Origin of the sequence: Serratia sp. J2 (assembly GCF_046269175.1) — a bacterium.
Classification (GTDB): Bacteria; Pseudomonadota; Gammaproteobacteria; order Enterobacterales; family Enterobacteriaceae; genus Chania; species Chania fonticola_C.
Window position 1 is genome coordinate 94128 of the sequence record NZ_JBKABN010000014.1, and the last position, 23568, is coordinate 117695.

At 37.9% G+C, this 23568-nt stretch carries 27 protein-coding genes and 1 pseudogene; 12 read left to right on the forward strand and 16 right to left on the reverse strand.

Annotated features, from left to right (window positions below; translation table 11 throughout):
• The first annotated feature begins 4 nt into the window (after window positions 1–4).
• From ACKWMY_RS15725 to ACKWMY_RS15740, 4 genes are all read left to right on the forward strand, one after another.
• The gene (locus ACKWMY_RS15725) at window positions 5–1216 is read left to right on the forward strand and encodes a tyrosine-type recombinase/integrase (protein ID WP_409486583.1); all 1212 of its coding nucleotides are present in this window, start codon (window positions 5–7) and stop codon (window positions 1214–1216) included.
• 354 nt (window positions 1217–1570) lie between these two features.
• Window positions 1571–2680 carry a hypothetical protein gene (locus ACKWMY_RS15730; protein WP_409486584.1) on the forward strand — a complete coding sequence of 370 codons (1110 nt, stop codon included), beginning with the start codon at window positions 1571–1573 and terminating at the stop codon, window positions 2678–2680.
• A 4-nt stretch (window positions 2681–2684) separates the two neighbouring features.
• Window positions 2685–4271 (forward strand): hypothetical protein, encoded by a 1587-nt coding sequence (locus ACKWMY_RS15735; protein WP_409486585.1) that lies wholly within the window; start codon window positions 2685–2687, stop codon window positions 4269–4271.
• Between the two features lie 118 nt (window positions 4272–4389).
• Window positions 4390–4809 carry a hypothetical protein gene (locus tag ACKWMY_RS15740; RefSeq protein ID WP_050870697.1) on the forward strand — a complete coding sequence of 140 codons (420 nt, stop codon included), beginning with the start codon at window positions 4390–4392 and terminating at the stop codon, window positions 4807–4809.
• On the opposite strand, the gene ACKWMY_RS15745 is transcribed toward ACKWMY_RS15740, so the two are convergent.
• A complete protein-coding gene (locus tag ACKWMY_RS15745) occupies window positions 4810–5061 on the reverse strand; it encodes a hypothetical protein (RefSeq protein WP_050870699.1) in 252 nt (83 codons plus the stop codon).
• Between the two features lie 356 nt (window positions 5062–5417).
• Between ACKWMY_RS15745 and ACKWMY_RS15750 the strand changes: the two genes are divergently transcribed.
• The 5 genes from ACKWMY_RS15750 to ACKWMY_RS15770 all read left to right on the forward strand — a co-directional run bounded on the left by ACKWMY_RS15750 (window position 5418) and on the right by ACKWMY_RS15770 (window position 8883).
• Window positions 5418–5774 carry a hypothetical protein gene (locus ACKWMY_RS15750; RefSeq protein ID WP_050870701.1) on the forward strand — a complete coding sequence of 119 codons (357 nt, stop codon included), beginning with the start codon at window positions 5418–5420 and terminating at the stop codon, window positions 5772–5774.
• Between the two features lie 163 nt (window positions 5775–5937).
• A complete protein-coding gene (locus tag ACKWMY_RS15755; protein WP_050870704.1) occupies window positions 5938–6360 on the forward strand; it encodes a hypothetical protein in 423 nt (140 codons plus the stop codon).
• Window positions 6338–7606: a relaxase/mobilization nuclease domain-containing protein gene (locus tag ACKWMY_RS15760; RefSeq protein ID WP_409486586.1), complete on the forward strand. Its 1269-nt coding sequence runs from the start codon at window positions 6338–6340 to the stop codon at window positions 7604–7606. The genes ACKWMY_RS15755 and ACKWMY_RS15760 overlap by 23 nt, the downstream gene beginning before the upstream one ends.
• 232 nt (window positions 7607–7838) lie before the next feature.
• Entirely contained in the window at window positions 7839–8465 is a 627-nt protein-coding gene (locus tag ACKWMY_RS15765) for a DUF4755 domain-containing protein (RefSeq protein WP_409486587.1), read from the forward strand.
• 28 nt (window positions 8466–8493) lie between these two features.
• Window positions 8494–8883, forward strand: a complete 390-nt coding sequence (locus ACKWMY_RS15770; RefSeq protein ID WP_050870708.1) for a hypothetical protein — start codon at window positions 8494–8496, stop codon at window positions 8881–8883.
• 48 nt (window positions 8884–8931) lie between these two features.
• Here ACKWMY_RS15770 and ACKWMY_RS15775 read toward each other — a convergent pair whose 3' ends face one another.
• From ACKWMY_RS15775 to ACKWMY_RS15800, 6 genes and pseudogenes are all read right to left on the reverse strand, one after another.
• Window positions 8932–9354, reverse strand: a complete 423-nt coding sequence (locus tag ACKWMY_RS15775) for a hypothetical protein (protein ID WP_072095944.1) — start codon at window positions 9352–9354, stop codon at window positions 8932–8934.
• A gap of 93 nt (window positions 9355–9447) precedes the next feature.
• The gene (locus ACKWMY_RS15780; RefSeq protein WP_050870710.1) at window positions 9448–9849 is read right to left on the reverse strand and encodes a hypothetical protein; all 402 of its coding nucleotides are present in this window, start codon (window positions 9847–9849) and stop codon (window positions 9448–9450) included.
• A complete protein-coding gene (locus tag ACKWMY_RS15785) occupies window positions 9850–11490 on the reverse strand; it encodes a DNA-binding protein (RefSeq protein ID WP_050870713.1) in 1641 nt (546 codons plus the stop codon). It abuts the gene before it with no gap.
• Window positions 11487–12800 carry a tyrosine-type recombinase/integrase gene (locus ACKWMY_RS15790; protein ID WP_409486588.1) on the reverse strand — a complete coding sequence of 438 codons (1314 nt, stop codon included), beginning with the start codon at window positions 12798–12800 and terminating at the stop codon, window positions 11487–11489. Before ACKWMY_RS15790 ends, ACKWMY_RS15785 begins: the two co-directional genes overlap by 4 nt.
• Window positions 12790–14007, reverse strand: coding sequence for a site-specific integrase (locus tag ACKWMY_RS15795; protein WP_409486589.1), 1218 nt, complete (start codon window positions 14005–14007; stop codon window positions 12790–12792). Before ACKWMY_RS15795 ends, ACKWMY_RS15790 begins: the two co-directional genes overlap by 11 nt.
• 324 nt (window positions 14008–14331) lie before the next feature.
• A pseudogene (locus tag ACKWMY_RS15800) lies at window positions 14332–14406 on the reverse strand (hypothetical protein); the annotation flags it as partial.
• A gap of 368 nt (window positions 14407–14774) precedes the next feature.
• On the opposite strand from ACKWMY_RS15800, the gene ACKWMY_RS15805 reads away from it, so the two are divergent.
• Window positions 14775–15038, forward strand: coding sequence for a hypothetical protein (locus ACKWMY_RS15805; protein WP_050870719.1), 264 nt, complete (start codon window positions 14775–14777; stop codon window positions 15036–15038).
• Between the two features lie 33 nt (window positions 15039–15071).
• Here ACKWMY_RS15805 and ACKWMY_RS15810 read toward each other — a convergent pair whose 3' ends face one another.
• On the reverse strand, window positions 15072–15920 hold the full coding sequence (locus tag ACKWMY_RS15810) for a DUF6387 family protein (RefSeq protein ID WP_050870721.1): 849 nt from the start codon (window positions 15918–15920) through the stop codon (window positions 15072–15074).
• 309 nt (window positions 15921–16229) lie between these two features.
• Between ACKWMY_RS15810 and ACKWMY_RS15815 the strand changes: the two genes are divergently transcribed.
• Window positions 16230–17282 (forward strand): hypothetical protein, encoded by a 1053-nt coding sequence (locus ACKWMY_RS15815; RefSeq protein WP_072095945.1) that lies wholly within the window; start codon window positions 16230–16232, stop codon window positions 17280–17282.
• Between the two features lie 82 nt (window positions 17283–17364).
• On the opposite strand, the gene ACKWMY_RS15820 is transcribed toward ACKWMY_RS15815, so the two are convergent.
• The 7 genes from ACKWMY_RS15820 to ACKWMY_RS15850 all read right to left on the reverse strand — a co-directional run bounded on the left by ACKWMY_RS15820 (window position 17365) and on the right by ACKWMY_RS15850 (window position 22493).
• Window positions 17365–17820, reverse strand: coding sequence for a hypothetical protein (locus ACKWMY_RS15820; protein WP_409486590.1), 456 nt, complete (start codon window positions 17818–17820; stop codon window positions 17365–17367).
• A gap of 13 nt (window positions 17821–17833) precedes the next feature.
• Window positions 17834–18946, reverse strand: a complete 1113-nt coding sequence (locus ACKWMY_RS15825) for a hypothetical protein (RefSeq protein ID WP_409486591.1) — start codon at window positions 18944–18946, stop codon at window positions 17834–17836.
• A 475-nt stretch (window positions 18947–19421) separates the two neighbouring features.
• Window positions 19422–20099 (reverse strand): energy-coupling factor ABC transporter ATP-binding protein, encoded by a 678-nt coding sequence (locus tag ACKWMY_RS15830; RefSeq protein ID WP_409486592.1) that lies wholly within the window; start codon window positions 20097–20099, stop codon window positions 19422–19424.
• Window positions 20093–20770, reverse strand: coding sequence for an energy-coupling factor ABC transporter ATP-binding protein (locus tag ACKWMY_RS15835; protein ID WP_409486593.1), 678 nt, complete (start codon window positions 20768–20770; stop codon window positions 20093–20095). Before ACKWMY_RS15835 ends, ACKWMY_RS15830 begins: the two co-directional genes overlap by 7 nt.
• Window positions 20755–21465: an energy-coupling factor transporter transmembrane component T gene (locus tag ACKWMY_RS15840; RefSeq protein ID WP_024527862.1), complete on the reverse strand. Its 711-nt coding sequence runs from the start codon at window positions 21463–21465 to the stop codon at window positions 20755–20757. The genes ACKWMY_RS15835 and ACKWMY_RS15840 overlap by 16 nt, the downstream gene beginning before the upstream one ends.
• A complete protein-coding gene (locus ACKWMY_RS15845) occupies window positions 21465–22043 on the reverse strand; it encodes an ECF transporter S component (protein WP_021807285.1) in 579 nt (192 codons plus the stop codon). Before ACKWMY_RS15845 ends, ACKWMY_RS15840 begins: the two co-directional genes overlap by 1 nt.
• 27 nt (window positions 22044–22070) lie before the next feature.
• A complete protein-coding gene (locus tag ACKWMY_RS15850) occupies window positions 22071–22493 on the reverse strand; it encodes a PPC domain-containing DNA-binding protein (protein ID WP_029710950.1) in 423 nt (140 codons plus the stop codon).
• A gap of 219 nt (window positions 22494–22712) precedes the next feature.
• On the opposite strand from ACKWMY_RS15850, the gene ACKWMY_RS15855 reads away from it, so the two are divergent.
• Window positions 22713–23096, forward strand: coding sequence for a hypothetical protein (locus tag ACKWMY_RS15855; protein WP_024527860.1), 384 nt, complete (start codon window positions 22713–22715; stop codon window positions 23094–23096).
• 42 nt (window positions 23097–23138) lie between these two features.
• Here the strand turns inward: ACKWMY_RS15855 and ACKWMY_RS15860 are convergent, their stop codons facing one another.
• Window positions 23139–23528 carry a hypothetical protein gene (locus ACKWMY_RS15860; RefSeq protein WP_065683814.1) on the reverse strand — a complete coding sequence of 130 codons (390 nt, stop codon included), beginning with the start codon at window positions 23526–23528 and terminating at the stop codon, window positions 23139–23141.
• Window positions 23529–23568: the final 40 nt, after the last annotated feature.

Below are 23568 nucleotides of genomic sequence, written 5' to 3' on the forward strand. Positions count from 1 at the left end.
GGTTATGGCCTCACTCACTGTCAGGACAGTTCAGTCTCTCATCAAAGCAGGAGCACCGGGGAAGTTTGGAGATGGGCGTGGCTTGTATCTGAAAATCCCACCAAAAGGTGAGCCGTATTGGATGCTTCGATACACAATCGGCTCTAAGAGACGAGAAATCACTTTAAGTAAGGTATCGCATCTATCCCTGTCCGAGGCACGTAGTCTCGCTGAAGATGCCCGAAGAAAAGTTGCCACCGGTGATGACCCTATTGCTGAACGGAAACTTAACCGACCTAAGCAACTCACCACAGTAGATGGATTATTTGAAGACTGGCACAAAGATCTCGTTAAGCGGTTGAAGCATCCACAAATCCCGGAAAGAGTTTACAGAAAAGATATTGCTCCAACGATTGGTCAACTTTCTTTGGCGAAGATAACTCCCATTGATGTCCGGTTCATTCTGCAAAAAATTACAGATAGTGGAAGACCAACCATTTCAAATGATGCTCTGCTCTACATGAAGCAACTCTTCGACCATGCAATCAAGCTAGGATTATTGTTAAACAATCCAGCTTCTGCGTTTAAGGTCAATGATGCAGGTGGAATCGAAAAAAGCAGAGAAAGAGCATTGAGCTTAGAAGAGATTGCTCAGGTGTTTAAAGTTTTCAGAGAACACTCTGATAGCTTCTCTCGTGATAACTACCTTGCCGGTGCCCTACTACTGCTCCTTGCTGTTCGCAAAAGTGAGCTAACAGAAGCTCCGTGGACAGAATTCGATTTGGAAAATCAAACATGGTATTTACCAAAAGAGAGAAGTAAATCAGGTGTAGGTATCGTGATTCCGCTGCCACCACTTGCGATTGAGATGTTGAAAGAGCTTAAGGTTAGAGCTTTTAGTTCTGATTATGTCTTTCCGAATCGCAGATCCAGTAAGAATCTACATATGGGAAAAGACACCCTCAATAGGGCAATAGCTAAACTTTTTGGGGTTGAGCCAGGCAAGAAGAAACAACCACCTAACGTAATGGGGAATCTCGAGTATTTTACTGTCCATGACTTGCGAAGAACAAGCCGGAGCTTGCTTGCATCACTGTCAGTTCCTCCACATGTAGCCGAACGGTGTTTGAACCATAAGCTGAAAGGTGTAGAAGGGATCTATGACAGGTATGATTACTTTGAGGAAAGAAAAGTAGCTCTCGAAAGAATTGCAGGAAAAATCATGCATCTTGTCTAAATAAGCATCATTAATAGATTTTGAAAATCGAGATGAGTTGAGCATCCACATGATTATAAGCACTCATAAAATAAAGATATATATTTCAGTTGATTATGTGTGATTCGAACTCAGGCATACAGGTCTGATAAAAAGAAGTGTAAGTTATTAGTTTTTCTAATGCTGACTCAAAGCTAAAAATGAAAATTATATCAAACCAAAAAAATACATAAATTTCATATAGATATAATCACTAAAAAACACCTTTAAGAAAAAATACAGTTACCACTACAAATACTTGTAAAAAATTAATGAATTAATCATTATGTCATTTTCATACCATTCTTGACCACCACAGCTCATCAGGTATACTGTATGCATATACAGCAATACAGATGGGGTTTAGAAGGAACGATGATGACTGCTCCAATTGTGCTGAACCACTGTCTTTACAAAATTAGTATCGAAGATTCAAAAATTGAATTAATTCAACCTAAGGATGATAGAGATTTCAAAGAGTTTAGTAGGATTATTCTCGATGAATTAATACAAAATGCTCGGAGCAAACAATATTATTTTACAGATAATAATGAACGGGTAGTTTCACACATTCGTTCTATTGCAAGGAATGAGTTTCTTGAGGGCATTAATGATCAGAAAGAAAACTGGATCATTAGAACAGAGAGCATAGCCAAAAAGCTGTTAGATGAGGAAACCCTTGCACAACAAAAAATATCTGCAATGAATAAAAAAATCCAAAAAGGATCTCTGTTGATTCTACACCTTGAGCACGAAGGCTCAATAAAATTTGTTTTGCTAAAAATTGAGATAGATTCTTTTTTTGATGAGGTTGATGCACGAATTCATAACGGACTTCCACTAAATAAAAAAAGATTACAAAAATCATGTTTGATAACCCTCAATCAAGATTTAGATGTCTCTGGATTACTTCTTTCTGATAGCAATCAAAGTATAAGGGAATATTGGTGGAGCGGATTCCTTAATTCTAAAGAAGTAATCAATGCAACTGTAAATACAAGAATAGCTTATGGTGCTATCGATACTCTTTTGAAGCAAACAGTCAAAAATGAATCGAAAGCAGATTATCTCTTCATGCGAAATGATGTTAACTCATACTTTAGGAACAATGATAGTTTTGTTCATGATGAGTTAGTTGAGAAATTACAAAGACATAAAGTTGAGAACGCAGAATTAAATAAAAAACTCCCTGAAATTATTGAAAAGTTGAAAGCCTTACCTACTGTTGAAAAAGCTTCTTTCGATACTCAATTTGATTTAGACCCAGAGGTTATCAAAACAAAAATAAAAAGCACAATCATTCTTGATGAAAACCTTGAATTAAGAATTAAAGGTGAAGTAGTTAATATAGAAGAAATCATAAAAGCTGATAGCGATGCTCATGGTAAATATATAAAGATTTATTCAGATGCAGGATATGAGGCATTTTCAAAGAAAGGTAATTAACTGAATGCTAATAATAGAAGATATTGCGAATGCGTTTTTCGTCTCGAGTTTGACGAGCATAAGCGACGATTTTTATCGTTGCGAAGCTACCTATTCCTCAACAGTTAGAGAAGTTCTAATTGACAACTCTCAACTGGAGAATATCAATTCTATTATCCGATCAGAAGATTTATCTTATGATGTATCCATAAAATATAAAAACGAAACCATAATTAGATGGGCACAAGAAAGTATAACAAGCGATGTTTGCCGCGAAATAGAAGAACAGCTTCAGTTCCTCGAAGACAATCCATCGCTTGAAACTTGCATAAAGATACATAAAACAAAGGCTGTTGAAAAAAACAACAAGACTCATATATTTGTTTTAAAAAGCTTCATTGAAGGTCCCCTTTCCGAACCAGATTTAGAGTTCATAAAATTCCTTCAGTTTTTTGATTTATCTAAAGTAATAATTTTTAAAATTTGGGATGAAAACATTGAATTTGGCACGGAAAATATCCGTTTCGAGCATATTTCTTCCACCTCAAATCATGTTATAAATAGTTCTTTAAGAGAGTCTACTATAACAAAAAGAAATAAAAGCTGCCATTTCACCAATGATTCACAATATAAATTTTTGCCTGAAGATTTTAAGCTCATAAGGCCAGCACCCGATCCTATTATTTCCAATAAATTTAATAGGCTTATGTTAGCCTTTATTTTAATCTACCTCTGCGATTACTCTGAGATAGTAGATAAAGATGAACCATATCTTGATTATAAGATGAAAGGTTATCGTCTCATAAGCAATAGAATAGAAATAGATTCTTTGGATTCTTCGTGTGCCGATGAACTATATGGTATATATGAGTGGGTTTATAACCAAGGGAATTTTGTTGATAAAGTTGGCTTAGCTAAAAACATAATCTCGATTCATATGGCTGGGGATGATTTTAATACATTAAGTAACGGTGCCTTGAGATCCATTGAATCTGGCTATGATATCTATCTTAAAGAAAATGTAAAACAGTACATTGAAATTAAGAATAAAATATCTGAGATGCTTATTTCTCAAGCCGATAAAGCTTCAGAAATTACTAAAAACATGCTTGCTACACTGAAAACCAGTTTTTGGAGTTTAGTTTCTTTCTTTATAACTGTTATTTTGGTCAAAGTAGTTTCTGCCAAAAGTGACGATGGAATTATATCCGGAGAAATAGTTATAATGATGATTATTTTTTTGGTTTTTTCTTTTATCTATCACTGGCTATCAGAATGCGAAGTAGATGAAGAAAAAAACCGTCTTTTTGAAAGATATACTACAATTAAAGATCGATATAGAGATTTATTGAATGAGGACGACTTAAATAAAATAATAGATACTGAAGCCCTCAAATCAAAAGACGATTGTTATATTCAAAGGAGACGTAAAATTTACCGTAGGGTTTGGCTATCTTTTAATATAATAATGTTATTGGTTGTTTTAGGAATGTATTTCTACAAAACACCTTCAATTTTTGAATCAGCAACTGCAACGGTTAAAAAACACATTCCAGAGCTATCTAAGTCTGAAAAAAACTTAATTAATAAAGACTCCAAAAAACAAAATTAGTGGCTACCTAATTTATAGTTTCATAATTTTTAACATCAGGAATCAATATTGATTTTTATTGATTTTTTCAAAGCATTCATATAACGTTATGTAACTTTATGATTAGCAGAGGGAATGTATGAGTGACTTAATAATAATCGCCATGTTTGGATTGAAAAGCATCTATGGTAAGGAGCCTATCTTTTTAGTTTATAACAAAGGTAACTCGTCTGCTCTTGCAAGTTTCGATTCCGAATTTTCCGCTCAAAAGTTCTGCATTTCTTTGAATGATCTCTTTATTAGAAAAAATTATTTTATATTAAAGCACAATGCCTACCCTATTAATTTTAAAAATATTAAACCTTATATGATGGGATTCAGAAAAGCGGTGTTCATTCATAATGTTAGTAGTAATCAAATCTCGTTAGAGAAAATAAATTCAAAAGAAACTAATAGCCAAACTATTGAACAATATATGCAATCTAAAATCGAAAAAGATCAAATATTGGAAAGTTTAAATAAAAAAGCACACAATATAAAAAACGAATTCAAGAGGTAACTAAAAAACAGCTTTTTTTTTGGTTATTTCTTTTATCAGGCTAATGCCTGATTTTTTTAAATCAAACCTAAAGGAAATCTGGTCCCCCACCATTAGATCATCATAAACTTCTTTAGTGATAATATCGCATTCAAATATTATTATTTTACAATCGGGCATTTTTGCATTCAAAAATAACTTTCCACCATTTTTAATAATTTCATTTACCTCGCCTATTGCAAACCAATAACTGTCTTGTACAATCTTTCTCATAACCCCTCCTTAATTATAATTTAACTTAATTTATAATCCGACTTTGTCAAGCCATAATAAAATTTATATCAGCAAGGGCTAACTCTCCGAAGCTCCGCTTCTCTGAGTTGCCTTGCTTTTCTCCTTTCAGTTGAAAAGAATACGACACGAGCTTCCATTTTTTAACTGTAATACAATCTTCTTATGTGAATTCAAGGTTTAGAGCTATTAACGCATGAGTTTTTTGCTATTGCTGAAATGGGTTCACATATAGTTAACTCAAATAATTAAAATTGTTAATCAGACTCCCATTTAATGTATAATCGGACTACTTAATTTTATAGCAAATGACCATTCTAAATAAAAAGGTTTAATCTATGAGTAATAATCCAGTTAGCGCATCTTCTGCAACATTACGAAAAGCGGTTAATGGCATATCGGAAGCGACAGGAAAAAAACCTGTTCATACTCGTTATCCAAGTCTCGATTTTGATACTGCGTTAGCAGACATACCAGATGCTATGAAACAAAAGGCTATTGAATGGTATATCCGTGGAATTAAGCGTGGGATGGCTAAGGCGACTGACCTAATGCTAGAAGGTAGCATTTATAAAGAAGCAGAAATCATACACGCACCACCTGTAATAAAATTAAATGTCAGGGTTAAATTCAAAGGGGACGAGTGGAAATCAATTCCATTAAAAATAAAATCTAAAGAAATTGGATTTGACTAATTTCTATTTAACATTTCAGAGTGGTGAGTTCAGTAAAAAATTATTTCTCATCACTCTGTTTTAAAACCAATAAATCTAACACGCTTATCTTTTTGGAGTGTTACTATTGACAATATTCAGGTTTCCTATACAAGTAAATAATCATACATGAAAAGGATTTCATATGGAAAAAAAATTAAAAACCGAACAACTTGATTCAACTATTTCGCACGCAGATCCTTATATTAACACCCCCCTCTATATAACTCTCAGAACTCACTGTGTTAGTGTTCGGCTTAATAGTGAAGAATTGAATATTCTAAATGCCAGACGAGGGGAAAAAAGCAAAGGCGAGTGGCTGCGAACATCATCATTGAAAAAACCTCCTCCAGTAATACCTTCTATAAATATTGAAACCTGGAAAACGCTGAGTGAGATTAATCAGAAGCTGAACCGTATTGCTCTGCATATCGACAATAAGAGCAAAGACAGCAAGCTTACGAATACAGAGTTGTTTGCAGTCAGAAGACAAATCATAGAGCTTCGCCAGAATCTGCTAAGTGCTGACATATGGAGCAAATCCGATGAAGGGTATGCAGAAGATTAGGCGTGGTAAAAATTTCGCGGGTGTAGTCCTATATGCATTAAAAGCTGGAACTCATCATAGAAGCGATCCAACCGTCATTGGAGGGAACCTGTTGAGCGACTCTGCCATAGGACTAATCGCTGAATTCGATACAAGCAAACAGCTTCGCCCAGACGTTACCAAACCAGTTTGGCATAACTCGCTTCGCCTACCCTGCGGTGAAACGCTGTCAAATGAACAATGGGTAATGTTCGCAGATGACTACATGAAGAGGATGGGGTTCAATGATACTCACCTCCGTTGCTATGTGCTCCATGACGATCTGACAGGTCAGCACATACACATTATCGCCAGTCGCATCGACCTCAACGGTGGCAAGCTTTACTTAGGTAGGAACGAAAATCTCATCAGCACTCGTATCATTAGTGAACTTGAAATCGTTCATGGCCTTACTATTACCAAAGCAGCATCTTCAACCAAACCGGCACAACCGAAGCGGAAAAGAATCTCTCGCAACGAACAGATGCAGGAAGCACGCACGTCTTCCTCCTGCCCTAAAAAATCGCTGCAATGCATACTTGATAAAAGTTTAATCGGAAAGCCTGATTTGAATACTTTTATCAAGCGGCTCGAAGATAGCAAAGTTACCTGCAAAGCTAATGTAGGTTTATCGGGCAAAATGAGCGGTTTTTCATTTGAATATGACGGTATAGCTTTTAAAGCTTCGCAAATCGGAAAAAAGTATTCCTGGTCAAACTTGCAGAAGCTCCTCAACTACGAGCCTGAACACGCAGAAGCTTTGCGAACTGGCATATCTCCAATTCCACGACCGTTACAACAGTCGGTTGTTCAAGAGCTTCCAGTAAGTTCTATGAATGTTTTACCAATGGAATGGAAAGGGGAATCGCTTACCATCTCTGAAAAAATAGCGTCCCTCACTCCTGCTATTGCTGTAAATCCTGTCACAACGGCTTCTACAACTCTCCCTTTTGCTCATATACCAAATTTAACATTGAAGACGATAGTTAAAGACAATAAGCGGCAGCAGATACTCAATGCAGTTTTCGATTTGCAAAATACCCAGAAAATTAAAAAAGTAAGACCTCGTCACTTCATGTTATGGATTCCTTTCGTTAATCTATTGAAATTATTTAATTTTTGTTTGTTGTATGCATTCAAAAAATTCAGAAGAATTATAAAAATCCGTTCCTTAACTCTTCCTTTATCAACAAAATCATCTGTAAGCGTTAAGCAATCCAGGCAATAAACGGTTGGCTGAACATGGGGATAGGCACATCAATTACATGGGTTAATCATTTGATTTTAAGAGGGAAAATTGATCGGTTTTGCAGATCGATATCTACTTGTTGATAGGTAACGCCTATTACAGGTCTGACATCGATCGGTACAAACGTTTTTACTTCAGTTGAATAAACATCGAAGATTCATCGAGATATCTCCATGTGGCATAAAAAATACTCAACTGAATGGATACTCAAATGACAACACAACTCGCGTTTAAAGAACCCCAAAAGCCAACAGTCTTTGTAATGAAGCGTGTGTGGGTAGCATTAGCTATCCCAGTAGTAATATTGTTCACATCAGGGCTGGAAGCTGTCACACAGTCATTTGTTGCATGGCTTCTTGCTGGTGCTTTTATCATTTTTACAGCAATACCCAAGTATCTCGATAAACGCAAGAACCACTCTACTATCGATTATTTCAATGAAAAAAATGACGGTTATTACTACCATGAGTTTGATAAAACATCATTGCTCATAGATTTAAATAAAAGAATTATAAAACTGAAAGAGAAAAACAAAGAGCAAACATACCCATTAAATGACATTAAAACGTGGCGTTATGATTTAAAGAACTCTGGGAAAATGATTGGTATTGGAATTACCAATGGGATCGTAGCTAAATCTCAAAATGATTCCAACAGATTAAAAGACGCAAAAAATTCAGGTTTTTTTATTTCCGTAAAAGATATTCAGTCACCAGAATGGCAGGTGAGATTTTTTCCGAAGAAAGGACGTTTCAGTGATGATGTCGGTTTTAGAGACACAGAGCTTCAAATGAAGCGTTGGATGCAAGTGTTTGAGCAAATTTTGAATAAAAATTAATCGCATTAAATATAACAAGGACAGTATCATGAATAAATTTATTAGAGTTTTATTAACTATTTCTATTTTATCAATATCAGCCTGTTCATCATCAGGGAACCAATCTTTGAAGAGTGAAACTCAGGCTACATTACAAACGAAATTAATTAAAAATAAAACCTCCAAAAGTGATGTTGTGAGAGCATTTGGTTCACCTACGTCTGTAACTTCAAAAAATGACGGTGGCGATATTTATCTATATGAAATGAACAATGGGAAAATAAACCCGTTGACTTATGTTCCTGTCGTTGGATTCTTCGCTGGTAATACAACAACAGAATCAAGAACACTATCCATAACATTCAATAAGAATGATACTGTCAATACATGGAGCTTTTCGTCAGAAGACAGAAAATCTGAAAACGGGATTGCCAACTAATATACCCTACAAGAGATTGTGATAGCCTCATAGTTCAGGGCTAGGTTATTACAACCTCTTTCTTTTAATAGGCTTATAAGCTGTTGTCACGCGACTGTTAATCTCTTTCATTTCATACTGAGCTTTTAACTCAACGTAGACTTGCTCTAATCTCACCTGATTCCCTTCAATGTAATCTACCAATGTATTTAACTGAAAGAAAAGCACCTCTTTATGTGGTAGTTCTTTTATAAGGTTGCCTTTTAGACATTTAAATACGCCACAGAACATCTGCATAATATTATCAATGTTTTTAGTTGAACAGCAATACTGAGAGTTAGGGTAGAAATACTTAAGATGATACCCGACAAAAATCAAATACAACTTATATGTGAATATTTCATCTTTTTCGTTATACGTTTCGGTAATATATTTATCAATGAGTGTTATCAACTTCTCTTCTTTCGATAGAGATTTATTTTTATTATCCATAAATTGCATCCTTGCAATAGGTTTGTCTTCCTGACTTAATTAAATAAATATCAGATATTTTGAGGTTGTCAATAGGTAAAACCTATCAAATGGTTATTTAAAGTATTTTGGTGGTAGAGGGTTATTGAGCTCTTCTTTCGATATTTGTTTGATATGTGCATTGTAAAGCCATACTTTCATTTGTTCTAAATATTTATCATTCAATGCTTTCAGAGTTTCATTTTCTGCCTCAAGCCTTCTTATTCTCTGAGAAGCAATTTTTAAATTAGCAGGCTTAACAATGCTCACATCACCTAACTTAATCTTTCCCTTTTTATTATTAAAAAACTCTGTAATTATTTTATGACTGCTTAAAGATTGTCTTGTGGGTCTTTTCCCGATGATATCAACTAACTTGTCACATAAATTATCCCACGTCAGTTTTTTACCTTCAGGCCATCTGTTGATTAAATCTAAGATGCTCTTTTCGTGATAACCAGTTATATGCTTAGCCATTTACTCTCCTTTTATTAAATCACTTTGAAACTCATACCATTTTTCAGCATTGAAGTTTCCGTCATTTTTATCATTTAGTGTTTTTTCCAAAATCTTATCGTGAATAGTAGATATAATCTTTTGATCGAAGCCAGTGTCTTCAAGAGGGTAATGTCTACATGGCTCAAATGCATATGAATGCTTACAGTATCCATGCTTCGTGACAAGAATGGCCCCACTACTCAGTGCATCAAACTCATCTACATTGACTACTGGGATATTTTTATTTGGAATTTCATTCGTTAATTCTAATAAATTATTCTCTCTGATCATATTAGCCATTTGATCATGTGACCGATGATCATAAAAACTATTTTGCGAAACACATTTTCTTCCAGACCAACGAGCAATACTGAAATCATCCATCCCGTTAATTTGAGCAAAGGTATTTAGTAAGTGTCTTAGTTGATGAGTTCTTAATAAATAAGGACTGCCATTACTATTCAAATAATTATGCCTTTTGAATATATTAAAATTACCTTTGATAAAATTAGAATCTACAATATCTGCGATAAAAAACTGAACAGTAGGTTTATATAACATCTTCACATTTACTTTTCTACTCTTACACAATTGATTTTTGTTAAGTAGGCACAACGCATTCGAGTACTTGATATTCTTTTCCTCATCATACCAAGGAAAGGTTTTTGGTTTGTTTTCATTAATTGATTTTTCCATTAAATTTGAGTCTTGTAAATTATTCCCTTCAATTACCCTTGCCAACTCTCTTGCATTTTTAGAGAGACACCTTAGCCTTTCGATGGCTTTCTTTGCTACCGGAATCATTGTGGTAGGAACCCATTTTATATTTCCCTCGTATCCCTTAGCTGAAAAGAATCTCAAACCGTATCGTTGAACTCCCATACTATCCTCTTCTAAAATTTCACAGTCTTCTGGTAAACTTAAAATTTCAGAAATTCTACTTGGCGCACACATCAGTAGAGCAAAAATAGCAGTTGTAAATATATCTCTTGTTGATAAATCGTTGTCACTCTTAGAGAATATTTCGGCAATTGCCGTAATTGAATTAACATTAGGTAATTTTGGATGTCCTTCCAGCGAAACATCGTAACCACTCCAAGTCTGCTCAACTTTACACCTTAATGGATTCACCCAGTTGAAATAATATGAGTAAGTCATTCTATTTTCATTTAAAAACACACTTAATTTCTCCAACTCTTTCCCCATGCAAAATGCAGCCATTTTTGAATATTTTTCAGAGGCCAACCTCGCACACTCATCAAAAACTAAGTTATCGCATTTAGTTACATTAGCTTCTTTGTAAATCTTCAATAAAACAAACTCTATCAATTTTAAAATAGAAAGAGTGTTAAAGCTTAATTTTGATTTATTGAATGAATGCACATGAAACATATAAGCTTTAGCAAAATCTATAAAATCATCATCTAAGGTTTCTTTGTTGTAGTAATTATTCTTAACATCAAATTTATTAAATCGATAATACTTAGGCCAAACTGATGACTCCCAGGAACTTGTTAAGTTAGGGTTGAAAAGACTATTTTTGCAAAATGATATGAATTTGTTAATGTTAATATTAGGATCAAGGGTTTCAATGGGTCTAAATATTAAGACATTGTTCATTCTATTCTCCACGGTTTTAAATTTTTGCAGGTAAGACACTTGATTTCTTTTTCACTATTATCATTTAGAGCATAAGATTGTAAAATATGTTCTTTGAATTTATCCTTATTGATTTGACTTTCTATTCCAAGAAAAACATTTGCTAATGGCTGAAGGAAATCCCCTATCTTACTATCGATATCTCGAACATTGTCAGGGACGTTTTTAATATATATTCCGGATGAACTTATAGATTTATGATCTAATGCTTTTGCAATAACCGAGATAGTGGCACCTTCACTCGCCAATCGAGTCGCAAGCGTGTATCTAAATCTTCTTGCGTTGATGTTAATAGTATTTTTTGTTCTCCCTGATTTTAAATCTTTTCCCATAGATAAAGATTTCAACATCCTAAATAACTTTTGATTTCTCATGTGAAAATAATCAGAATTTAATTTATTTTTTATATCACTTAACTTGATACATTTTTTCACTTTTTTGATATCTAAAAACACTGGAATATCCCCTCTTAGCCCACATGTTTCCTCATGAAAATTTAACTCAAAATATTTTTCATTTTCTTCAATTAAAAAATGTAAAGCTTTAAATAAATTTCCATCAATCTCTTTCATTTCCATCTCTGCTCTAAATGGTAATTTTTGTTTTACTCTTGGAATGTTCAAATAGTATCTATCCATTTTCTTTATTAGATCTTTCCCCTTAAGTGAAGTTAACTGTAATGGTCTTCTTCCTGTAGTCGCCAAGAGAAGAATAAAGCAGTAAATGGTGCTTTCAATTTTATTCTCACTATATAGTTCTGCTAGAGTCGTAAGAATCATATTAAATTCCACTTCAGTAAATGGACCTTTATTGGGGTCTCGTCTTTTAACAGCTTCACCAGTCTGATTCGACACGATATTTATTTTCTCTAACATCCTTATTGCTGTTTTGTCTACCCCGTGATAGTTAAATGCTCTCCACTTTGTAATAAATTTCTTTATAGCTTTAAGCTTGTAGTTTTTTACTGGCCCTAAGTAAATATTTAGTTCTTGGATAGCCTTGTCGTCTATGACATTCAAACTCATCAAGTTAACCCATTTTAGAAAAATAAAATTTATAGCTTTAACATATCCGGAACTAAACTCTGAGGCATAATAAGCCAATGTTTGAAGATATCCCTCCTTCATGGGCTCTGGCATTTTTCTTGTAACTTTATAAGGGTATATACATACATCTTTATCTAACTCCCATTTCTCATCTGTGATATGGAAGCAATAACCAGACATTCTTGAATTATAGATAATATCTTCTTCGATTTTTTTAGTTTGCATGTTTAGACTCGCTCATTAATTTTCTTGCTGAATTGAAAACTTTTATAACTGTTTCTCTTTCTTGTTGTGCTATATATTTATTATTATAGACATCTGACATTGTTGAATTTTTAGACCAACCCATGATGTAGTTTCTCAATGCATCTCTATGGCTATTTTCTAACTTTGAATTACCAATTTCTTTCGAATATAGGTAATTCCACGAATGTCTTAATCTATGACCTGATAGCTTGGATAACTTTGGATTTGTTCTCTTTAATGTTGAAATGATCTTTTCATAAGCTGATATACTCAATGGTTCTCCTGCTGTTTTTCCCGAATTGTGAGTCACTAACAAGAATTTGTGCTTTTTTCTCATGGCGAATTTCTCCCTACACTCACTAATATAATTATAAATTTCAGCAACTAATTGGTCAGATAGTGGTATAACTCTTTCTCCCGTTTTAACTAATGGCTGATAAGTTCTTCCATCTTCTTTTGAGTCATGCCTTCTGATTACACTTAATGTGTTATCCATAAGATCTAAATCATCTACTCTTAGATTAAGTAACTCTCCGGCTCTTAAACCCAACTGAAATAGTAGTGAAAAAATGAGCCTATTTCTTATTCGGACATCCTCCCTGAATGGGTTAAAATCACTACCAACGCTTAATGTTATGAAAAGCTCTTTAATTTCTTCCTCATTCAATGAGCGATCTTCTCTATCACTCAAATTCAAAGAACTGTTTCTTGGCAGATGTGCTCTGATACTGTTTATAAAAACATCGACTTCATATTTAGCATGAATACCTTTTGAGGAATGAATGATTCCGCACAACCACATGAAATAGCTTGAAATCACATGTATTCTGTAACCGAATGTCCTCTTCGCAATAAATTTTTCTTTCATTGCTTTAATATCCGTTATCTTCTGCTTATCAAATCTTTGCTTTGCATATCTGATCAGGTCTTCGGTTTCAGCAATATTCAGGAATTTTTTCAATACTATCCTTTCTTCGATATTAATGTTTCTATCTCGTAAGAAATTGCTGACCATCAACAAATTTGTTGCAACAATTTCCATAGTCGAAGCAGTTGCACTTCTATTTCTTACCATGGTAGTAAGATAAAGGTTTTGATAATGAACTGGCAAACCACTTTCCTTATCAAGAATGAGGCATCCTCGTTCTCCAGTGCTCATGATAAACTTTTTTATTTTATAGCTCATATTCACCTCAAATTTTACATTTTGATATCGTTCCGACTTATCTAATACAATCCAATTTTAAATTTATCAAATATTTTTCGTTTTAATTTTTATAATATGCTCAGCTATTAATAGCTTACGGGGTTTTATTTGACGTTAAATAAACAGGTACGGCTAGTTGGCAGTATCCATACCCGATATTTAGAAAACCATATCTAAGCCTTATAGCAAAAGCAGTGCTGAAAATTTCGTAAAGAATTTCGTCAAATATAGGCTTATATTTAAATGCAAACTTTACAAATTAATTGGATTATCTAATTCAACCCTAATAATTCCGTGCTTCAATTATTTTTCTAAAACCCACTGGTCAATTTTATCTTCTACAAACGTAACAGCTCGTGGCTCCACTCCAATAGGTTTCGGGAATTAAATTTTACATATTAATAGGTAAAACCATGAATTCTTAAATCCGGTTTTAGATAGCACTTCGGGCATTCTGATCAAACGTATGTTTGAGTTCTTCATGTTACTTCCTCACTGTTTCTCTGATGAACCAACAGTAAGGGAAGCTGAGTAAAGAAAGGACAGAGCTTCGTGACCTTGTTAACTAGCACTATTACCGCTTTCCCAGTTTCTTTTGTAACAGACAAGGCAGACTTCACGAACTTCATCTGTGCTGAAAGTCTTATCTTTTTTGTGAGGAGTTTGGCTGTATTTTTCAGTTAGTCATGAGAATTTAAAGATGCACTACGTATATACACATTTTTATAATATCTCGGGAGATCGGTATGACTTTACAAAAGAGTGATTGGCCCCATGCGGATAACAAACACTATAAGGGGCATTTAGATAGGATCTATGTGTCTGAACAAGAAGAATGGGAAATTGGATATTTCGTAGACAAATATCTGGAAGATCATAATTCTCCGCGAAATGAGAAAAACAGGACAGCAATCATGTCTCATATTGCAGATTATCCTGGTAAAGCCCCTATCAAAAGAGTAGACCTGAAAAAGTATCTTGATGACAATGTTACATTCAGCAAGTCATGAACCATCATAGGCACCGTTTATAGGTGCCTTCCTTCAGTCATTGATTTTCATAACTTCTGAAACTTTCATGTCTTTCAGATGAGGGTTTTTGTTAAGGAAAAAATTGAACTGCCTGATAAAGCTGATAGTAGCTGCCTTGTTAGCTAATGGTCGGTCTGAATCACGGATATGGTGATTGAGGCGGGTTTCATCCTCTTCATCCTCGTCGGTATAGAGAAGACGAGATAACCTGTCATCCGAGATCCTCACCTTGTGAATCTTTGCCCACATTAAAATGTCGAGCATAGCCATGACCCGATAGGTTATGAGTTTTTTGATTGTGCCATACCCGAACCTTACAGCACCCGACAAATCCGGCTCGATTGCCTTTATCTTCCTCCATTGTGGTAAAGCTGTCTTGACCGATTCAGCTATCTCTTCATCTGTTCCACTTCCCAAGTCAATTTCAAGCAGGACAGTCTTCTCGCACAAAGGTGACATTATCTCTGATACAAAGTCTTCATGATGTGCCGCATTCAATCGATACTCATCACTACCGTTCTCCCAGAAGAATAAACCCGCCCTCAAAGCATTCACACTCAATTGGGCAAGTCTGTCTATTGCTGTTATGTGGACATGCGGGGGGCTGTATAGGCAATCATCCCTGGTTATGTAGTTCAGTTGCTCAGGTTTGAACAGAAAAGGATTACCACTGAAGATTTTCTTACCGTATTGAATGAGATCGCGGATTTCTTCCTCTGTCGGCCATTCTTTGAACCAAAGTGCTCTCGCCCACAGCTCGTGGTATAAGGCATTCAAGGAAATGTCATCAAACTTTCGGTAGGTATCGATGTTAAGCCATTCTTTGATTTCTTTCGTATGCTCTACGGACCAGTTTTTCATAAACGACCTAAGATTATCAGTTCCAGAGTATGCAAAGGATAGTTTATTCATGTCTAGTAAGTTCTAACACTCTATTTATTTTTAAAAAGATATATTTATCAAGAAGATGGGAGATTTTTTTATTGATGGATGATGGGGGATGAGAAAAAGCCAGGGAGAGATTATGAAAGTCCAAAAAGCGAAACCCCGTGAGGGGCCGCCTGGCCTGTCACGGGGTTCTATACTCTTGTTGGGGACGCATAATACCTTTATACTCAAGCTATTAGAGGCACCACACCAACTTCTCTACAAAAGGAATTCTACACCAGAATGGCTGAAAGTCAAGCACCCTACCCATATCAAAATGAAGGTGACCAAATAGAGCTATGCCTATCCTCACCTCGCTTCAGGCCTTATCTTATACATGCTGGATTTAACCGTCAGTATGCTTTTAATCTATATTTATATAATGCAAGGTTGTCTAAATCTTTTTTATACCCATTACATATTCTTGAAATAAGTTTGAGAAATCGGATGAATGCCGTATTTACTAATCAGTTCGGTAAAGATTGGCCTATAGATGCCTCTTTCACAAGCAATCTTACTCCAGAAAGCTTAACATCTTTAACAACAGCCATAGGAAGAGCGAAAACTCAAACAACAGATAGCATAGTTTCTACATTAAACTTTGATTTCTGGTCTAATTTGTTGAGAGATGAGTATCATAACTGTTTTTGGCAGTCCAACTTAGCGATATTGACACCTTCATGGAATATAAAGATAACGACTTTAAGAAAACGTTCAAGAGATTTAAACTTTTTCAGAAATCGCATAGCTCATCATGAACCCATTTATCAATCAGATTTAATAAAAACCCACAAAGACCTTTTAGAAATGATTGGTTGGCTTTGTAAAGATACAAGTGATTGGGTTAATCATTATTCCACTGTGAATGAAGTTATGAGGACTTCACCTGATCCTCTGAACGAATTAAAGCCCCATTATATTGAAAGAGCTGATAAAAATTTCATTGAAGTTCAGGACAATATGAAATTAGACTTATCAAAAATATTTAATTTCATTATATGTTTAGATTCAGAGACAAAAGATGTCATATCAATTATTGATAAGAGAAATATAGCAGATTTCTTACTCAACTTAGTAGATTCTTCCGGTTGTATCATGGAAGATTTAAATGGACATACCTATAAAGAAATAATAGAAAAACAAAAAATCAGAAATAATTTTAATCTTGTAGGTTCTAATGAAAGTTTCCACAAAGCTTACAATCTATTCAAAGGTTTTAAAGTTGCTCATTTATTAGTGCTTAATAGTGATGGTGTAAAATGTGGTGTGATAAGTAAATCTCATAGAAGATATTAACTTTTTATAATGGCGCAGACCATTTTTTAATAGATAGCCTGCGCTATAGTTTGCAATTGAATTACATTCAATAAGCAGCCTGCTATTTAATATAAGTACTACAATATGATTCTTTACCAACCTTTAGAGCAAAGAAAAATACTATAGCAACAAATTGGCCAATCGCACCTGCGATTAATTTATCAAAGTTAAACTTATCACAAAGAAACAACGAAATTGTCGTAATAACGTACAGTGTGGAAATCTTCTCGACTCGATTTATTCTTTCCCATAACTCACTATATTTTTCATCATCAGTACATAACAACAAGTTTAACTCATTCCTAACCTTGAGCCATATAGCTTTTGGCAGTCTTCTGTTTGTTCCATTATCTTCTTTATTAGATGCGAACAGTAAATTATTCCCACCTTCATATAGATAAGATGCCATGTCGTCTGGATTTTTTATGTTATCAAGAACTTCATATGATGCGATTACACTTGATATTTTTCTCAACTCACTAATGTCTATAGAATTAATTAAATCTTTCTTGTTCATATTCAATCCATTATTAATTTTTATAAAATTCTAGAATTTTTTTCTCAAATTCGTTCCAGTAATTTTGATCAAATTTGATAGCCAAAAATTTGTGGTGGCAAGTAAATCTGATTGATTTTTCTGCGGCCGAGGCACTATTCGCATACTTATGAATATAAGCCATGCTACCTTTATCAGAACCTTTAACTCTAACATTAATACACATGAAAGACGATGCTAAGTCATTGTCTTGTATAAGTTTATCCTCGTTCTTTCTGGTAGATATTTTACCAGTTAAGTCATAACTATCATCCTCTGTTATTTTTGTGGCAAGAACTTCGTTATCTATACTATGTATAAATTCAAAGTTAATTTTCCTGATATACATTACATCATCATCAGTTAATTGTTTTATAAGTGTTCCTGAACCATCTATTTTTATCGTTCCTTTTTTTGTAATTGATGCATCAAGATATAGATAAGTTATGTTATTAATTCTTCGAAATTTACCGTCATAAAAACACACAACATCATAACCGCCACCGAAACGATCTTTTAGAGTATTGGAGTCTTTTTTATAAATTAACTCGTGATTCATTAAATGACTGAACATAAAAAGACAACTACAAACCGAATCAACAACTAAATCTTCGACATCATCTACAGGAGGCTTATTCTCAAAAATACCTATAGCTTCCTCGATGGCTTCACTACCACTCCCTGAATAAATTAATTTATCAAATGGTTTTATGCTTTTTTCTTTAACCTTAATGTTGTAAGAGTTTAATATTGGCAATTCGTCTCTTATTAAGCACCAAATAAAAGAAACGTTCTTGCTGAAACCTATCTCTTGCAAAATATCTGCATCAGAAGGATCTGATTTTTCAAATTTATTCTTAAGGCTTTTTATAATAGTTATTGCCTCAAATACATCACCTGCCCATGAAATTACAAATTTTTCATTTATAATTTCAATTTTCTTCGTCATTCCATAGATAGAAAAGTTAGAGTCCACAGTGTGTGGATCACTTTCTGACAGGGTAGGTATAACACCACTGACTTCTGGATCATAATTACCACTAGTTATTAATAGATCACTTATAATTACAGGGTAGTCATTAAAACTCATGCCTGCGATAATGGTCATAGCATTACTCTCAAATTTTAAACATTAACATGCGAATGATAAGATTAAATTATGTATAAAGATTAAGCTAGCATGTTAAAGTCTCGAGGCCATTTTTTTATATATGTCAACATCATTTATCTTAAATGAAGTGTTTTTTGACTTATTAATGCCAAATGTGCGTAAGCCTGCTCTATATCGAAATGGTGGGTGGATTGGGGAGTATCTAATGAAAAAATTTATATTTCTTACTTAAAAAATTGATAATAATGAAAATATATTTTTATTCAATATTCAAATTCAGAATATCGAGTAAGTTTTAAGCGTCATCATTGAACAGAGAGCCCGCATAACCGCGGGCTTTTTAATATCACCAATCGAGGTGTTCCTATGTCCAAATATGCGCAGGCAGCCGTTGATACGGTAAGAAAAAACCAGGGAAAATCATCACTCGATATGCGTCAAGAATGGGATAAAACGATGATGGAGTTGAAGGCTAGCCCAATACCCGCGCCGCATCACCATCCTCCGCAATAACCCCATCGGCCAAACGGATCACGCGCGGAAAGTACGTTTTAACAAAAGCATAATCATGGCTGATGGCCAGCACGGTGGTGCCTTGCGAACGGCAAACCGCTAACCAGCGGGTAAATACCCCCAACCAATAGTTATCAAAGTCACGGCTGGGTTCGTCCAACAGCAGCAGAGGCGGCGCAACGGCAGCGAGACTAGCAACGGCTACCATACGCCGCTGCCCGGCATGTAAATCCAATGGATGGGCATCCGCTACATCCGTTAGCTCACAAAGCGCCAGCGTTTGGGCAACTCGCTGCTCCAGAATCTCGCCACGCATGCCATGATGGCGTAAGCCAAAGGCGATCTCATCGCGTACCCGGTTGCAAAATATCTGCCGTTCCGCTTCCTGAAATAATACTCCCAGCAACGGTGCACGCTGTGCCGCTTTAAGGGTGGCAATATTTCGCCCCTGTAAGAGAACCTTGCCGCCGGTCGGTTTTAGCAACCCGGCCATCAGGCGTAATAACGTGGATTTCCCGGCGCCGTTATCCCCGATCAGGGCCACCCATTCCCCTGTCTCAATGGTGAGATCCAAACCGTTAATGATGGGTTCGCTCACGCTTGGCCACTGATATTCCAGCGATTCAATCGTTAGCATAATGAAAGCCTGCCTTGCTCCAGCGCCCAGGTTTGCAGGCAATAAGCGGCAACCTTGGTGAGCGACCGTTCAAACAGCAAAATCACGCACTGCTGCTGGTTAGCGTAGGTGGCCAGCTGTTGTAACAGCTTGGTGGTAACATCGGGGGTTAGACGGTTAAAGGCTTCATCCAGTAATAACAACCGAGGGCGCATCGCTAATGCACAGGCCAGCACCACTCGCTGCGCTTCGCCGCCAGAGAGCGTGGCCGGGTGACGATGGCGTAAAGCGTGGCAATCGGTGAACGTCAGCGCCAGTTCGATACGCGCCATGATCTCGGCTTCATCCAGGCACAGATTCTCCGGCCCGAAGGCGATCTCCTCTTCGACCGTGAAGGTACAGCCGGAGAGTTGCAACTGGGGTGCCTGTTGAATGAGCTGCACCTGCTGCGCCATTTCAACCAGCGGGCGCGAACCTATTTCATCACCGAGGACCTGTCCTAGCCCCTGTAATGTGCCGGGTAAGAAATCGGGGAAACAGCCTGCCAGCAGTTGGGCAAGGGTGGTTTTTCCGCTGCCATTCCCACCGCTAATGCCATATAGGCCTGGAACCTCGCAATGTAGATCGATGTTTTCCAACTGCCAGATACTACCTTGAGGAATAAAGCTCAGCGCATTCAGTGCCACAACCACAGCCAGGCTCCTATTTCCAATGCCGCTACCAACAGCAAGCCATAGCGCACGCTACGTTGCAGCGGGCTATCGTTCGGTGCCCACAGCGTTGTGCGTCTGGGATGTAGCCGAAAAGCGCGCATATCCAGCGCCGTGCTGCGCGCGGTTAAATCATTCAATGCACTGTGGGTTAACGGGATAACCAATGCCGGAATGTAGCGCAACCGTTGATACCAATAACCGTCTAGCGGTACGCCTCTCGCCAGCTGTGCCTGGTAAATCGCGGCCAGTTGCGCGCGCAGCTGTTCGGCAACCAGCAACGGCCCTGCCAGCAGGTAGGCCAGCCCGAGCGGCAAACGGCTGGCAAACAGAGCGCGAATAACACGCTGCGGCGGCACGTATTGCAGCCAGATTTGCCCAAAACTTAGCAACGCCAACAAGCGTAGCCAGAGCGCGGCAGCGTTGAGCATTTCGCTATCATCACGCGCCTCACCCCGTAGCCACCACGCCAGCCAACCGCTATGCACCAACCATAATCCACCCGCCATGGGTAACATGATCCACGCCACATAGCGCCAACGATGCCTTGTACTTTTCATCAGGATCAGCAACAGAAAGCTCACCAGGCTATAGGCTAGCAACGGATAACCAAACGGCATCAGCAAGCTGCTGGTACCCAGCACCAGCCAAAGAGCCAGCGAGGTAAACGGGTGCATTAACGCACGGCGGCCATTGCAGGGAAATTACGCAGGGTTCGCTGCGACATATTACGCACCAATAGCCAGACGATGATGGCAACCAGCACTTTATCTATCAGGTTAATCCCCAGCACGGTCATTGCGACGGATTCGATCAGGTTGCTGCCCATCGAATGCACATAGGCGACAAAGAAGTCTGCACCACTGCCAGTGACCCCAGCGAAGAGATAGGTACGGATCGGCACGGCAACTATCGTTACGGCCAAGGTGATTACCACTCCGCTTAAGATCACTTTCGGTAATGTCCTGAACCAGCCGATGCTCGCCAATAGGCCAGCCACCAAACCAATCACCATCGCCACCGGAGCGAATGCCGCCGCTATCGGGCCAGTGAGCAAGCCCCAGATCAGGTTGGTCAATAAACCGGTCAACATGCCGATAATCGGCCCGGCGAGGATTGCACTCAGCAAGGTACCGATAGAATCGAGAAAAATAGGCAGCTTCAACATCGATACCAACTGCCCGCCGATCATGTTGATAGCTATTGAAATCACCATCAACACCAACGTCTGACTCGATAACCCATTACGTGCCATAACAACCTCACTCAACTAGTAGGAAAATTAGCGTTGCTCGACGTTTAATTCGTCATAGCCCGAAAGCGCGCAAGGTTGTCGGTTAAATACGACATCGTTCAATTCCCCAATCACCAATTCGAGCGTGGTGCGCACGGTGCAACCTGCCATCACATGGCCGCCGGTCATATGGCCATGCTCATCGGCCACCGCCAGGTGCAGATGTTCGCCTCCGGCCTCCAACGTGCCAATCAGTGAGACCACTTCAAATTTTCCGCTCAATAACGTGGGGTCTTCGCAGGCGGCATAGCGCAACGCCACGTCGCTCAAGCTACCGACGCAACCGCTGATCCAGGCGGCACGCAAACCCTGCTGCCGGATAAAATCACGAAGTGCAGCCAGCAGGTCTTGTTGCGGTAACAGACGCAAGGCATAAAACTGTGCCGTAGACGGCGTTGATGTCTCCACGATAAGATCCTTTACCCCAGTGGGTTTGGTGATACGGAAAACAGGGAAATGGCGTCGGGAAGGTAGGATGCTGCATGAGGGGTGTGACTCCAAATAACTCCGAACCTCGGACGTTATGCAGCATGATAGAGATTGATACGGCCGATGTATGTGACATAGGTCAGTAAAAGCGGCGGTGCTGGTATGCTGGTCAAAAGCTAAATTGGAATGGGTCTGACACTGATGCCAAAAATAAAAAGCCAGGAAACTCTGGTACGCGAGCGTAAGCGCTGGGCAGCGCTGGCGATCCTGGTGGCGGCCATTGTTGGCAGCTACCTGTGGTGGAAACAAGGGACACTGCGATACGAAGAGTGGAGCCCTAACCAGCAGTATGTGGTGCGCAATTATAAAACCTTCGAGTTTATTCCGCGCTTCACCATGCCAGGCGATGGCGGGCATTACTCGGGCTACATGCGGGTTTATGACAAAAACGGCAAGCAGCTCTACGAAGAGTATTCCGACCTGCTCGACTTTGTCGAAGGCCCCTTCTGGGCAAAAGAAGGCGTCTATTGGATGGGTAACGACAATCAGGACATCGTTCGCCTACCCACCTCGCCGGTGGATTGAAGCTAGCGGACAAGTGGCCTCCAGAAGGGAGGCTTAACCCGATCAGTTATAAGCGGCGGCCTGCTCTTCGGTGATCAGCTCCATCTTTTCAAGTTGAACCGCAATGCCGCGCAGTGAACGCCCAAGCTCCACGCTTAACGCCTCTATCGTTTTGCCACCGCTATAGCCTTCCTCCAATAGCTTCCTGTCGTCTTCCGACCAGGGGAAATTGAAGTTAGCGGGCCTACCCTCGGCAATATTTTTCTGCCGCCGCTCCTCGGGCGATAACTTTGCCTTTTTCACCCGTTCTCGCTCGGCGTAAAACTCATCCGCCAGGGCAAACAGCATCCGGATCGTCTCTGGGGAATGAACCAGCGAGGTGTGATTCAAAAACTCCCCCGTTTCTGGGTTAATCCCCCTCGCCAACGCACGCAACGTCAGGTAGGTCTGCATCATGGTTTCCGTCCTTAAAAAATCTATCCGTCATTCTCGC

What these genes read in the sequence shown, in the direction of transcription:
- ACKWMY_RS15725 (WP_409486583.1), top strand. Translation starts at nt 5, where the DNA reads ATGGCCTCACTCACTGTCAGGACAGTTCAGTCTCTCATCAAAGCAGGA.
- ACKWMY_RS15730 (WP_409486584.1), top strand. Translation starts at nt 1,571, where the DNA reads ATGCATATACAGCAATACAGATGGGGTTTAGAAGGAACGATGATGACT.
- ACKWMY_RS15735 (WP_409486585.1), top strand. Translation starts at nt 2,685, where the DNA reads ATGCTAATAATAGAAGATATTGCGAATGCGTTTTTCGTCTCGAGTTTG.
- ACKWMY_RS15740 (WP_050870697.1), top strand. Translation starts at nt 4,390, where the DNA reads ATGAGTGACTTAATAATAATCGCCATGTTTGGATTGAAAAGCATCTAT.
- ACKWMY_RS15745 (WP_050870699.1), bottom strand. Translation starts at nt 5,061, where the DNA reads ATGAGAAAGATTGTACAAGACAGTTATTGGTTTGCAATAGGCGAGGTA.
- ACKWMY_RS15750 (WP_050870701.1), top strand. Translation starts at nt 5,418, where the DNA reads ATGAGTAATAATCCAGTTAGCGCATCTTCTGCAACATTACGAAAAGCG.
- ACKWMY_RS15755 (WP_050870704.1), top strand. Translation starts at nt 5,938, where the DNA reads ATGGAAAAAAAATTAAAAACCGAACAACTTGATTCAACTATTTCGCAC.
- ACKWMY_RS15760 (WP_409486586.1), top strand. Translation starts at nt 6,338, where the DNA reads ATGAAGGGTATGCAGAAGATTAGGCGTGGTAAAAATTTCGCGGGTGTA.
- ACKWMY_RS15765 (WP_409486587.1), top strand. Translation starts at nt 7,839, where the DNA reads ATGACAACACAACTCGCGTTTAAAGAACCCCAAAAGCCAACAGTCTTT.
- ACKWMY_RS15770 (WP_050870708.1), top strand. Translation starts at nt 8,494, where the DNA reads ATGAATAAATTTATTAGAGTTTTATTAACTATTTCTATTTTATCAATA.
- ACKWMY_RS15775 (WP_072095944.1), bottom strand. Translation starts at nt 9,354, where the DNA reads ATGGATAATAAAAATAAATCTCTATCGAAAGAAGAGAAGTTGATAACA.
- ACKWMY_RS15780 (WP_050870710.1), bottom strand. Translation starts at nt 9,849, where the DNA reads ATGGCTAAGCATATAACTGGTTATCACGAAAAGAGCATCTTAGATTTA.
- ACKWMY_RS15785 (WP_050870713.1), bottom strand. Translation starts at nt 11,490, where the DNA reads ATGAACAATGTCTTAATATTTAGACCCATTGAAACCCTTGATCCTAAT.
- ACKWMY_RS15790 (WP_409486588.1), bottom strand. Translation starts at nt 12,800, where the DNA reads ATGCAAACTAAAAAAATCGAAGAAGATATTATCTATAATTCAAGAATG.
- ACKWMY_RS15795 (WP_409486589.1), bottom strand. Translation starts at nt 14,007, where the DNA reads ATGAGCTATAAAATAAAAAAGTTTATCATGAGCACTGGAGAACGAGGA.
- ACKWMY_RS15805 (WP_050870719.1), top strand. Translation starts at nt 14,775, where the DNA reads ATGACTTTACAAAAGAGTGATTGGCCCCATGCGGATAACAAACACTAT.
- ACKWMY_RS15810 (WP_050870721.1), bottom strand. Translation starts at nt 15,920, where the DNA reads ATGAAAAACTGGTCCGTAGAGCATACGAAAGAAATCAAAGAATGGCTT.
- ACKWMY_RS15815 (WP_072095945.1), top strand. Translation starts at nt 16,230, where the DNA reads ATGGCTGAAAGTCAAGCACCCTACCCATATCAAAATGAAGGTGACCAA.
- ACKWMY_RS15820 (WP_409486590.1), bottom strand. Translation starts at nt 17,820, where the DNA reads ATGAACAAGAAAGATTTAATTAATTCTATAGACATTAGTGAGTTGAGA.
- ACKWMY_RS15825 (WP_409486591.1), bottom strand. Translation starts at nt 18,946, where the DNA reads ATGACCATTATCGCAGGCATGAGTTTTAATGACTACCCTGTAATTATA.
- ACKWMY_RS15830 (WP_409486592.1), bottom strand. Translation starts at nt 20,099, where the DNA reads ATGCTAACGATTGAATCGCTGGAATATCAGTGGCCAAGCGTGAGCGAA.
- ACKWMY_RS15840 (WP_024527862.1), bottom strand. Translation starts at nt 21,465, where the DNA reads ATGCACCCGTTTACCTCGCTGGCTCTTTGGCTGGTGCTGGGTACCAGC.
- ACKWMY_RS15845 (WP_021807285.1), bottom strand. Translation starts at nt 22,043, where the DNA reads ATGGCACGTAATGGGTTATCGAGTCAGACGTTGGTGTTGATGGTGATT.
- ACKWMY_RS15855 (WP_024527860.1), top strand. Translation starts at nt 22,713, where the DNA reads ATGCCAAAAATAAAAAGCCAGGAAACTCTGGTACGCGAGCGTAAGCGC.
- ACKWMY_RS15860 (WP_065683814.1), bottom strand. Translation starts at nt 23,528, where the DNA reads ATGCAGACCTACCTGACGTTGCGTGCGTTGGCGAGGGGGATTAACCCA.